Here is an 11,919-nt window from a genome sequence, read left to right as displayed (position 1 = left end):
AGAAGGAATGCGATCCAACTGTGGGAGCGGGCTTGCTCGCGAAGAGGCCGGTTCAAGCGCTACAAATCTGCAGCCAGCCAATCAATCTGCTCCTGCCGCTCAGCCTGATTCAGCTTTGGATGCGGATTGAGCGAAGACCACTGCGGATGCGCCCGCGCCTTGCTCAGCGCATCTGGCAGCTTGCCCTCGCGCCAGGTCTTGTCCTGCGGGGTGGCGACCTGAACCGCGTCCATCGCCGCATGGCCTCGGGCATTCAGTGCCTGCAGCAACTGCCGTTGACGCAACGCCAACAAGCGCAATACGCCGTCATCCACCGTCAATTCCCGCTGGCCCTTGATCTTGCCCAGTAGGCGACTGCCATAACTGCGCGCGGTCTGTAGCGCGCCGCCAGCGATTGCACCGGCCAAAGCTGCGGCACCGAGAGTCATCCCGCCCACCAGCAAATCCACACCAGCCCCGGCAGCGGCGCCTGCCGCAATCCCGCCGCCGACGCGAACCCCCAGTTGCTTCAACGTTTCGGGGTTGAACAAATCATCGCCCCAACGCCCATCGAGCAACGGCAGATCACTGGCGGCCGCGTCCTGTGGGCGGAAGGCGTAGAGCTTGAGCAGCGCTTCGACGCATTTTTGCTCGCGCTGGCGCACAGCTTTGCGCAGTTCGCTGATCGCTTGCTGCTCCTGCTCGGCGTCGCTGACCACACTGCGCCGGCACGCGGCGCAGTCGATCAGCAATTCGGCAATCAAGCGCGCAGCACTTTGCTGGCGCGCCAGGCGTTGGGCCTGTTGATCGGCGATCAGGCGCTCCAGTTGCGGACGGGCATTTTCCAGCAGCAACGCGAGGCTTTCGTACAGCCGCCGCTCACCATCCTCCGGCGGCGCGACGCTGTCGAAGCGCACCAGCGCATGCAGGCCGAGCCGCGCCAACGCTTCGCGCCAGTCCGGCTCGCGATGGTTGGCACTGCTGACGAAATTCAATACCGGCAGCAGTGGCTTGCCACAACTGGCGAGCACTTCGAGTTCATCGCGGTACTTGGCCAGCACCGGTTCGCGGGCGTCGATCACATAGAGGCCGGCGTCGGAGGCGAGCAGTTGTCGCAGCACTTTCGCCTCCTGTTCGAAACGCTGGCGTGCCTCGCTGCCGTCGAGAAAGCGCGCCACTCGTGCCGGACCATCGAGGCGTTCGCCGGGGCGTTCCAGGCGCTCGAGGAAATCCAGCAGAGCAATCGCGTCTTCCAATCCCGGTGTGTCGTAGAGATCAAGCAGCGGCTCACCGTCCACCGACAACCGCGCACCCTCGACATGCCGGGTGGTGCTCGGCCGGTGCGAGACTTCGCCGAAGCCGACATCGCGGGTCAGGGTGCGCAGCAGCGAGGTCTTGCCGACGTTGGTGTGGCCGACCACCGCAAGTTTCAGCGGCGCTTTCCGGGCATCAGTCATGACCGTTCTCCAGCCAGTTCAACGGGGCGCAATCGGCGAACGGCAGCTCCAGTTGCTGCAGCGCCACGTGCCAATCGCCGAGGCGGGCGCTGTCCAGCGCTTCACCGGGCGGCGCTTGCAGCAGCCAGACGCGGGTGGCGCTGGCATTGCGCGCCAGTTCGGCGATCAGCGCGAGGCTGCCGCGATCCGGCGAGCGCCGTGGATCGCAGGCGATCAGCAGGCGCGCCGGGGGGAAGCGACTGAGTTGTTCGAGCAGTTTGTGTCGCGACTCGCGGCTGTCGAGGATGCCGGCGTTGCTCACGGTTTTCGGCAGGGCCGGTGGCCAGGGACGCTGGTCGTCGAGTTCGATGGCGACCAGCAGGGCACCGTCGCTCGCATGTTCGCTGACGCTGCTTTCGACCCGATGCAACTGCTGCGGCGCGGCGTCATTGATGCCGAGGCGTTCGCTGGTGGGCATCAGGCGTTCGCGCAACTGGGCGTAGCCGGGCAGGTTCAAGTCCAGGCTCAGTGCGGCTTTGCCACTGCTCCAGCGCCAGAAGCAAAACAGTGCCAGCAGCAGGCGCGGCAGCACGCCGTAGACCACCAGTACACCGACCAGCCAGGTCGCCCAGGCCTGCCGCGCGCTTTCGATGTCCAGCGCGGCGGCGCCGCTGGCGCGGATCATTTCCACGCTCGGCACGTTGAAGCCGAGCAGCGCCGGCAGCGCGCCGAGGGCCTGGGTCATGTGGATGAAGGTGTCGGCGCTGAGGATCGTGGTTTCCCAGACGAAGCCGTAGCGCCGGGTCGCCATCAGCGTCAGCAGCAACACCAGCGCGCTGAGCATCGCCAGCAGCCACAATCCGTTGACCAATGTGCCGAGCGCCCAGCGGTTGAGCTTCTTGCGTTGCAGCATCAATAGCAGGGCTGGAGCCAGTTGTGCGGCTTTGGCGTCACGGGCGAACTTTTCGCTGAGCCACAGCCACAAGCGTCCAAGGGTGGCGCCGTGTTCGCCGGCAAAAATCAGCCCCAACGCCCAGCTCGACAGCAGAATCAGGTTCAGTCCGAGCAGGCTGCCCAAGGCCCAGAACACATTGACCGGTGTCTGGCTCAGCGCGGCGAAAGCCAGGCCGGCACCACTCAACACCGCGAAAATCATCAGCAGCACCAACGCCAGACGTGCGCCTTGCAGCCAGTGAGTGAGAGCGGCACGCAGCCCGTCGCGTTCGGCCAGCCATGCTGCCCGGCGTTGAATGCGGCTCGGCAGATCGCCACCGGCCGCGCGGGCCAGACGATTGGCTTCCAGATCCTCCAGGGGGCCTGCGTGTTCTTCACGCAGGCGGACGGTTTCGGTCAGCCAGAGGTTTTGCAGTGGAGTGAGTTCAGTCACGCGCCATTCCGTTGCTCAATTGAGCAGTGAGCATAACCGCTGTGGCGCTTATCGGGTCAAGCGAGGCTCTGGTATCCTCGCCGGCATGACTAAATCACTCCCCCTCAGCCTGATCGCAGCCCTCGGTGAAAACCGTGTGATCGGCGTCGACAACAGCATGCCCTGGCACCTGCCGGGGGACTTCAAATACTTCAAGGCCATGACCCTCGGCAAGCCGATCATCATGGGCCGCAAGACCTGGGATTCTCTCGGTCGTCCGCTGCCGGGCCGCTTGAACATCGTGGTCAGCCGTCAGGCCGATCTGGTGCTGGAAGGGGCGCAGGTGTATCCGTCGCTGGAAGCTGCCGTGGTTCGCGCCGAGGAATGGGCGACAGAGCAGGGTGTTGGTGAGCTGATGCTGATTGGCGGCGCGCAGTTGTATGCGCAAGGGCTGGCGCAGGCTGATCGTCTGTATCTGACCCGCGTGGCGCTGAGCCCGGAAGGGGATGCGTGGTTTCCGGAATTCGATCTGAATCAGTGGAAACTGGTGTCGAATGTGGCCAATCCGGCTGAGGGCGACAAGCCCGCGTACAACTTCGAAGTTTGGGAAAGGGCCTAAGCGCTTCGCGAGCAAGCCCGCTCCCACAGGGGACTTGTGTCGATCACAGATCCAATGTGGGAGCGGGCTTGCTCGCGAAGAGGCCCGCTCAATCACTGAAAAGCTTAAGCCTGAGCCAGCTCCGCATGCTCATCCGCATCCAGCAGTTCTTTATCCGTCTGCTGCATCACCTGGCTGGTAATCGCACCCGCCGTGATCGAACCACTCACGTTCAACGCCGTACGCCCCATGTCGATCAGCGGCTCAACCGAAATCAGCAGCGCCACCAGTGACACCGGCAAGCCCATCGCCGGCAGCACGATCAGCGCCGCAAACGTCGCGCCGCCACCGACACCGGCCACACCGGCCGAGCTCAGGGTCACAATCGCCACCAGCGTCGCGATCCACAGCGGATCCAGCGGGTTGATGCCCACGGTTGGCGCTACCATCACCGCCAACATCGCCGGGTACAGGCCGGCGCAGCCGTTCTGGCCGATGGTCGCACCGAACGAAGCAGCGAAACTCGCCACCGATTGTGGAATCCCCAGACGACGGGTCTGCGCTTCGATGCTCAGCGGAATGCTCGCCGCGCTGGAGCGGCTGGTGAACGCAAACGTCAGCACCGGCCAGATCTTGCGGAAGAAGCGCAGCGGGTTGATCCCGGCCGCCGACACCAGCAGGCCATGCACCACGAACATCAGGCCCAGACCGAGGTACGAGACCACGACGAAACTGCCGAGCTTGATGATGTCCTGCAGGTTGGAACCGGCGACCACTTTGGTCATCAGCGCCAGCACGCCGTACGGGGTCAGCTTCATCACCAGACGCACCAGACGCATCACCCAGGCTTGCAGGGTGTCGATGGCGTTGATCACTTTCTGACCTTTCTCGACGTCATCCTTGAGCAGTTGCAGCGCAGCAACCCCCAGGAATGCAGCGAAGATCACCACGCTGATGATCGAAGTCGGCTTGGCCCGGGCCAGGTCGGCGAACGGGTTCTGCGGAATGAACGACAGCAGCAGCTGCGGCACATTCAGGTCGGCGACCTTGCCGGCATAGTCGGTCTGAATGGTTTGCAGGCGGGCCATTTCCTGAGTGCCGGCGACCAGACCTTCGGCGGTCAGGCCGAACAGGTTGGTCAGGCCGATGCCGATCAGCGCCGCAATCGCGGTGGTGAACAGCAGGGTGCCGATGGTCAGGAAGCTGATCTTGCCCAGCGATGAGGCGTTGTGCAGACGCGCCACCGCACTGAGGATCGAGGCGAACACCAGCGGGATCACGATCATTTGCAGCAACTGCACGTAACCGTTGCCCACCAGATCGAACCAGCCGATCGAGGCTTTCAGCACCGGGTTGCCAGCACCGTAGACGGTATGCAGGGCGACGCCGAACGCCACGCCCAGACCCAGCGCAAGCAGGACTTTTTTCGCTAGGCTCCAGGTGGTGTGGCGGGTTTGCGCCAGGCCAAAGAGCAGGGCGAGGAACACCAGCAGATTGAGGATCAGCGGCAGATTCATGAAGACTCCGATAAGACTTGTGCCAGTCGCCTTCTTGGGCAACTGCGAACCGGCAAGCCTAACAGTTTGATTTCCAATGAATTAATACCGAAATCGCAGGTCGTCCGTCGTTTTTGGAATAAGCGCTTGTCGCTCTCGGCAATGCAGCTGGCGTTGAGGAGACGTAAGCGGTCGCTGACAGACGAGGACTGTCACACTTATTTGTTAGCGTCGATGTCTTTACATCAGGGAGAAAGCGCCAATGAAGTTCGCACCGAAGTTTCTGGCTGTCGCACTGACGTTAGGGTTGGGTCTGGCAGGTCAGGCATTCGCCACCGACCTGAAACACTGGCCGGCGGATCAGGCCAAGGCACTGGACGCGATGATCGCGGCCAACGCCAACAAGGGTAACTACGCGGTGTTCGACATGGACAACACCAGTTACCGCTACGATCTCGAAGAGTCGTTGCTGCCGTTCATGGAAAACAAGGGCCTGATCACTCGCGACAAACTCGATCCCTCCCTGAAACTGATGCCGTTCAAGGACACCGCCGACCACAAGGAAAGCCTGTTCAGTTACTACTATCGCCTGTGCGAAGTCGATGACATGGTCTGCTACCCGTGGGTGGCGCAGGTGTTCTCCGGCTTCACCCTCAAGGAGCTCAAGGGGTATGTCGATGAGCTGATGGCTTCGGGCAAGCCGGTACCAACCACCTATTACGATGGCGACGTGGTGAAGAACCTCGACGTGCAGCCGCCGAAAGTCTTTACCGGTCAGGCCGAGCTGTACAACAAGCTGATGGAGAACGGCATCGAGGTCTACGTGATGACTGCCGCCTCTGAAGAGCTGGTGCGGATGGTCGCGGCTGATCCGAAGTACGGTTACAACGTCAAACCGCAAAACGTGATCGGCGTGACCACGTTGCTGAAGAACCGCGAAACCGGCGAGCTGACCACTGCGCGCAAGCAGATCACGGCTGGCAAGTATGACGAGAAGGCCAACCTTGGCCTCGAACTGACCCCGTACCTGTGGACCCCGGCAACCTGGATGGCCGGCAAGCACGCGGCGATCCTGACGTACATCGATGAGTGGAAAAAACCGGTGCTGGTGGGCGGCGACACCCCGAGCAGCGACGGCTACATGCTGTTCCACGATGTGGATGTGGCCAAGGGCGGTATCCACCTGTGGGTCAACCGCAAGGACAAATACATGACTCAGCTCAACGGCATGATGGCCAAGCATGCGGCAGCGCAGGCCAAGGAAGGCTTGCCGGTGACAGCGGACAAGAACTGGGTGATCGTCAAGCCAGAAGAAATTCAGTAAGCCCCGGTCCTCTGTGGGAGCACAGACTCCGGGATCACTGACAGTCCCTGTGGGAGCGGGCTTGCTCGCGAAGAAGGAGTGTCAGGCGACAGTTTTTTTGACCGGTAGACCGCTTTCGCGAGCAAGCCCGCTCCCACAGTTTTGATCTTCAGGGTCTGGGATATTTTCATCAGGCAAAAAAATGCCCCGCACTTTGGCGGGGCATTTTTGTTTCTGCGATTGGACGCTTACAGCCCGTCGAGCATCGCCTTGTTACGTACGGCACCCTTGTCGGCGCTGGTCGCCAGCAGGGCGTAGGCCTTGAGCGCGGTGGTCACTTTGCGAGGGCGCTGTTCCACCGGTTTCCAGCCTTTCTTGTCCTGCTCGATCCGGCGTGCAGCCAGTTCTTCATCACTGACCAACAGGTTGATCGAACGGTTCGGAATGTCGATCAGCACTTTGTCGCCGTCCTGCACCAGACCGATCGCACCACCGGCGGCGGCCTCTGGCGAAGCGTGACCGATGGACAGGCCCGACGTACCGCCGGAGAAACGACCGTCGGTGAGCAGCGCACAGGCTTTGCCCAGGCCTTTGGATTTGAGGTACGAAGTCGGGTAGAGCATTTCCTGCATGCCCGGGCCGCCTTTCGGGCCTTCGTAGCGAATGATGACGATGTCGCCTTCCTTCACTTCGTCAGCGAGGATGCCGCGCACCGCACTGTCCTGGCTTTCGAAGATCTTCGCGTTGCCTTCGAAGACGTGGATCGACTCGTCGACGCCGGCAGTTTTCACCACGCAGCCGTCGAGGGCGATGTTGCCGTACAGCACGGCCAGGCCGCCTTCTTTCGAATAGGCGTGCTCGAAGCTGCGGATGCAGCCGTTTTCACGGTCGTCGTCGAGGGTTTCCCAACGGGTCGACTGGCTGAACGCCGTCTGCGTCGGGATACCGGCAGGACCTGCCTTGAAGAAGTGATGCACGGCTTCATCGGTCGTCTGGGTGATGTCCCACTTGGCGATGGCTTCTTCCATGCTGCGGCTGTGCACAGTCGGCAGGTCGGTGTGCAGCAGGCCGCCACGGGCCAGCGAACCGAGGATGCTGAAGATGCCGCCGGCGCGGTGCACGTCTTCCATGTGGTACTTCTGGATGTTCGGCGCGACCTTGCACAGTTGCGGCACGCTGCGCGAGAGGCGGTCGATGTCGCGCAGATCGAAATCGATCTCGGCTTCCTGGGCGGCAGCCAGCAAGTGCAGGATGGTGTTGGTCGAACCGCCCATGGCGATGTCGAGCATCATCGCGTTCTCGAACGCCTTGAAGTTGGCGATGTTGCGCGGCAGCACGGATTCGTCGTTCTCGCCGTAGTAACGCTTGCACAGCTCGACGATGGTGCGGCCGGCCTGCAGGAACAGCTGTTCGCGGTCGCTGTGGGTGGCCAGGGTCGAACCGTTGCCTGGCAGGGCGAGGCCCAGTGCTTCGGTCAGGCAGTTCATCGAGTTGGCGGTGAACATGCCGGAGCACGAACCGCAGGTCGGGCAGGCGCTGCGCTCGTACTCGGCGACTTTCTCGTCAGAAGCGCTGGAGTCGGCGGCGATGACCATGGCGTCGACGAGGTCGAGGCCGTGGGAAGCGAGTTTGGTCTTGCCGGCTTCCATCGGGCCGCCGGACACGAAGATCACCGGAATGTTCAGGCGCAGAGCGGCCATCAGCATGCCCGGGGTGATCTTGTCGCAGTTGGAAATGCAGACAATGGCGTCGGCGCAGTGGGCGTTGACCATGTACTCGACGGAGTCGGCGATGATCTCGCGGCTCGGCAGCGAATAGAGCATGCCGTCGTGGCCCATGGCGATGCCGTCGTCCACGGCGATGGTGTTGAATTCTTTCGCTACGCCACCGGCGCGTTCGATTTCACGGGCAACCAGTTGACCGAGGTCTTTGAGGTGCACGTGGCCCGGAACGAACTGGGTGAAGGAGTTGGCAATGGCGATGATCGGCTTCTTGAAGTCGTCATCTTTCATCCCGGTGGCGCGCCACAGTGCGCGGGCGCCGGCCATGTTGCGGCCGTGGGTGGATGTTTTCGAACGGTAATCAGGCATTGGAGCACTCCGGGCGGCTAATCAGGTATCAAAAGGGAGTGAGCTTCTATTGACGTCTGGAACACTCAGAAATGGCCGTGTGTCCTGGATGTTGCCGATGACTTTGCGGGATCGCCGCTTGCCTCAGCCTGAGCTCATAAACCCGCCGGGGGATGAATGGCGATGAATCAGCCGATTCTACACCGCTGGCGTCCGGAGGGAATGGCGCAAAGCATTGTTCCAGTGCCGACGGTGCGTGTGGCATGACGACCGGCAGGCTCAATCGCCGCCCGTGGGGGCGATGGCACTGCTTTCGATGACTCTGGCGCGACGATTGATCCGCTTGTTCAACGCCAGTGCGATGCAACTGAGCAGGACAAAACAGTAACCGAGGGTTGCTTGCAGGTTGCTCGGGCTCAGGCTGATCAGGGCGCTGATCAAACCGCCACAGATGAAGATGATCGTACTGCCGGCCGATGCCGCAGTGCCGGCGTTCTCCGGGAACAGGCCCATGGCTCGCGAGGTGGCGGCCGGGCGCGCAATGGTGGTGCCCGCAGTGCAGATCAGCATAGGGATCAGTACCGTGACGGGTGAGAGCGCGAAGTGCTGCGACAGGAACAGCATCACCAGCCCCGCCAGCAGGATCATGCTCAAACCCGCGACGATCTGGTGCGCTGCGCTGATGCGCAGGCTCAGCAGCGCAGCGGCAATCCCGCCAACGATATAGGCCGCACCGTAGACCAGCAGGATCAGCGAATACTCATAGGCCGACAGCTGCAGTTGATCCATGAAGATCAGTGGCGAGATGACGATGAACGAGAAATGGCAGGCAAACGCAAATGCGGATATGAGCCAGTAACCGACGAACTCGAAATCGCCCAGCACTCGGCGATAGGCATTGAGGAAGTTGAGCGGCGTGTTGCGAACGACGCGATGACTGTTCTCCAGAAAAAACCAGGCCTTGACCAGTACAGCCGCCGCCAGCGCGGTGAATACCCAGAAGCTGCCACGCCAGCCGAGAGTGGCTTGCAGAAAGGTGCCGGCCAGCGGCGACACTGAAATGAAAATTCCGGTCGCGGTCACCATCAGGATGCGCAAGCGGTCGCGCTCCTCACCCTCGAACAGATCCTGAACCAGCGCCTGGGACAGCACGAAGCAGCCACACCCCAATGCCTGCAGCAACCGGAACGCCAGAAAGAGGGTGTAGTCGCGGGTCATGGCGCAGCCGAGCGCCCCCAGCATCGACACACCCATGCCTGCGAGCAGCAATCCTTTACGGCCGATCACATCGGAGAGTGGCCCGATCAACAGTTGCGCGAACGCAATCCCTACGGCGAACAGGCTGATCGACAGCGCAATGTCCGCCGGGGAACTGCGAAAGTGTTCGGCCAATGCGGGGAACGAGGGCAGCAGCACGTCCAGAGGAAACACCCCAAGCAGGACCATGGCCAGCAGAAGACTGACGGCGCCGCGTTTTTGTCGGGCAGTAGCGGTGTTTACTAGGTCATTCATCGATCAGGCCTGCCTTGGCAAAAAGTTTGCGGTTATGCGGCAGCGCAAAGAACCCTGCCTGCTCCAGTGCATGCAGCGTCGCGCCGGCGCCTGAGCGCGCTCGTTGCCGGTTGGCCTGTGCGGTCGCCAGGCCGCTGACAATCTGCGCCACATCGGTTTCTGCAATGCCGACGCCCCGCAGACTCTGTCGCAGCCAGCGTTCGTCGACTTCGAAGAAGATCCCGATGGCGTCCAGCAGGGTTCTGGCGGTGAAGGTGCGCTGGCGGCTGTTCAGGGTCAGCCACAAATAATGGAACACTTCGCTGAAGTAACGACTGTGGCGGGCCTCGTCGCTCAGGTGATCACGCAACATGCTGTTCACGCTGCTGACCAGAGTTTCGCGGCAAACCTCCAGCAACTCCCGGGCAATGATGGTTTCGGAGACGAAGCCGAGCAGAAACCACGCCAGCGGACGTTGGCTCTCGGTTGTGCGGGCAATCAGGGCGTTCATTCGGGTGATTCGCAAGGGCATCACCGGACGTTCGACGAAACCATGCAAGTCGGCAATCTGGCTGGCCAGTCGATCAGAGAACAGCGCGTGGTAGCCCTCATCCGTGTAGAGCTGCAGTGCAGCAGTTTTCATCCGTGGCGGAATGTAGGCCGGCAACTCGCCGTGGACGATGGTTTCCACAGCCCGGTTGACGATGCGGTGTTCGAGCAGGGTGGTGTAGTCAAGAAAATGCACCAGATGGTTGGCAGTCAGGCGATGCATGACGGTTGTACCTGCGGCCTGAATGGCGGGGTGCGCCAGATACGGCAGGAAGGCCGGCGGGAACCAGAAACGGGTTTGCAGTTGTTGCTGTACGTCTTGCGGTAGCTGGTAGTCGTTTTGGCTGGTGCGTACCGAGGCACTGGTGTTCCAGTCGCCGAGGGTAAACCGGAGCGCCCAGGAAACCGGCGCCGAAGTCGAATCTGCCACGGGGGCCGTCATGCTTGCGTCTCCTGGAGCAGATCCTGCATTTCCTGGCACATCGCCTGACCGTCACTCGCGCCGCAACCGACAAAGAACAGCGGCTGCTCGGCACTGCCTTCGATGCCCAGCAGGGTTTCGACCTGCTGATCGTTGAATGCCCCTGTCAGCCAGGTGTTAAGGCCCAGGGCCGTAGCCACCAACTGGAAAGACTGTGAGAGGTGGCCGGCTTCGACGAAGGCCATGCGGTAGGCCCGGGAATGTTGATACTTCCACCAGAGCTTGTCGAAACGCGCGGTGATGAACAGCCCCAACGGCAAGTTGTTGATGAAATGTTGCCCAGCCAGAAGCTGGCCCAACGCCGACTCGGGCAATGGACCGACCGGACTCAAGGCGTGCTCGGCCGGGTGATAGGCGTAAATGCCCGGTGCCAGGCCGCTGACGTTCTGCACCAGTACAAAACCTTCGCAGGCGTTCAATCCGCCACCCGACGGGCTACTGCGTCGGGCGCCGAGGCCTTGGGCGATGCTGGCGTCGCGATCGTTTTCACGTTCGTCTAGATAACCCAGCGAGAGATACAGCAGCGTGGCAACGGTTTCGAGGGTGATTGCTTCGCCGGTAAACGCGCGACAGGTCTTTCGCTGCAGCAGCGCATTGCCCAGGCTGCTTTCAGTCAATGTGGCGGGGGACGGCAGCATGATGCGTCGTTCGACGCCCGGAACCGGGCGCTCCCTGTCAGGAGCGTCTGAGGCCAGCACTTCATTGCAGTGATCCAGGTATTGTCGGGACCATTCATGGATATTCTGCGGCACGTTTTCACAGGGAATGTTCTGTGTGCCGATATGGTAAATCTTCGACAACTCGTCCCAGCCCCATTCGGGACTGTTTATCTTTGTAATGGTTAATATTTTTGCATTTGATAGTTGTGTGTCTATGGTGTTGCAGTGATCAAACAAGCTTGGGTTGTGAATAAGTTCTGCAAGTCTCGATGAATAATCGATATCGAGTTCATGTTGGGTGTGTTCTTTGTAGTTCCAGACAATAAGTCCGGGTGTGCGCGGCAGTATGAATAAATAAGGATTTATGTGCATGTTGGCTCTTCGCTCTGGACAAAGTCGAAAGGACGCTGGGGTGCCGGCACTCCCCAGCGTCCACCTTACTTAGCGGGTTTTAGGGGCGACCAGAAAAGCCAGGTTTGCGATTTTGTTAGC

The 11,919-nt window shown here is 61.3% G+C and carries 9 protein-coding genes; 2 read left to right on the top strand and 7 right to left on the bottom strand.

Going from position 1 to position 11,919, the window contains the following annotated elements:
• Positions 1-59: 59 nt before the first annotated feature.
• Complete coding sequence (locus tag AC1UK9_RS26770; protein ID WP_482578805.1) at positions 60-1,436, bottom strand: GTPase/DUF3482 domain-containing protein; 1,377 nt, start codon at positions 1,434-1,436, stop codon at positions 60-62.
• Positions 1,429-2,802 (bottom strand): DUF2868 domain-containing protein, encoded by a 1,374-nt coding sequence (locus AC1UK9_RS26765; RefSeq protein WP_482578804.1) that lies wholly within the window; start codon positions 2,800-2,802, stop codon positions 1,429-1,431. The genes AC1UK9_RS26770 and AC1UK9_RS26765 overlap by 8 nt, the downstream gene beginning before the upstream one ends.
• Before the next feature lie 85 nt (positions 2,803-2,887).
• On the opposite strand from AC1UK9_RS26765, the gene AC1UK9_RS26760 reads away from it, so the two are divergent.
• The gene (locus tag AC1UK9_RS26760) at positions 2,888-3,400 is read left to right on the top strand and encodes a dihydrofolate reductase (protein ID WP_025112070.1); all 513 of its coding nucleotides are present in this window, start codon (positions 2,888-2,890) and stop codon (positions 3,398-3,400) included.
• Positions 3,401-3,504: 104 nt separating this feature from the next.
• Here AC1UK9_RS26760 and AC1UK9_RS26755 read toward each other — a convergent pair whose 3' ends face one another.
• Positions 3,505-4,896, bottom strand: a complete 1,392-nt coding sequence (locus tag AC1UK9_RS26755) for an L-cystine transporter (protein ID WP_025112071.1) — start codon at positions 4,894-4,896, stop codon at positions 3,505-3,507.
• Between the two features lie 241 nt (positions 4,897-5,137).
• Between AC1UK9_RS26755 and AC1UK9_RS26750 the strand changes: the two genes are divergently transcribed.
• Positions 5,138-6,199: an HAD family hydrolase gene (locus AC1UK9_RS26750; protein WP_473013846.1), complete on the top strand. Its 1,062-nt coding sequence runs from the start codon at positions 5,138-5,140 to the stop codon at positions 6,197-6,199.
• Positions 6,200-6,426: 227 nt separating this feature from the next.
• Here AC1UK9_RS26750 and ilvD read toward each other — a convergent pair whose 3' ends face one another.
• The 4 genes from ilvD to AC1UK9_RS26730 all read right to left on the bottom strand — a co-directional run bounded on the left by ilvD (position 6,427) and on the right by AC1UK9_RS26730 (position 11,799).
• Complete coding sequence (gene ilvD / locus AC1UK9_RS26745) at positions 6,427-8,268, bottom strand: dihydroxy-acid dehydratase (protein ID WP_025112073.1); 1,842 nt, start codon at positions 8,266-8,268, stop codon at positions 6,427-6,429.
• A gap of 258 nt (positions 8,269-8,526) precedes the next feature.
• Positions 8,527-9,759, bottom strand: coding sequence for an MFS transporter (locus AC1UK9_RS26740; protein WP_482578803.1), 1,233 nt, complete (start codon positions 9,757-9,759; stop codon positions 8,527-8,529).
• Complete coding sequence (locus AC1UK9_RS26735; protein ID WP_482578802.1) at positions 9,752-10,729, bottom strand: diiron oxygenase; 978 nt, start codon at positions 10,727-10,729, stop codon at positions 9,752-9,754. The genes AC1UK9_RS26740 and AC1UK9_RS26735 overlap by 8 nt, the downstream gene beginning before the upstream one ends.
• Positions 10,726-11,799 carry a SagB family peptide dehydrogenase gene (locus tag AC1UK9_RS26730; protein WP_482578801.1) on the bottom strand — a complete coding sequence of 358 codons (1,074 nt, stop codon included), beginning with the start codon at positions 11,797-11,799 and terminating at the stop codon, positions 10,726-10,728. Before AC1UK9_RS26730 ends, AC1UK9_RS26735 begins: the two co-directional genes overlap by 4 nt.
• Positions 11,800-11,919 lie beyond the last annotated feature (120 nt).

This window comes from Pseudomonas sp. AK-TSAG1-1, from assembly GCF_056821665.1.
The sequence above is the reverse complement of the archived record's forward strand: the minus strand, read 5'-3'. Positions and strand labels throughout refer to the sequence as shown.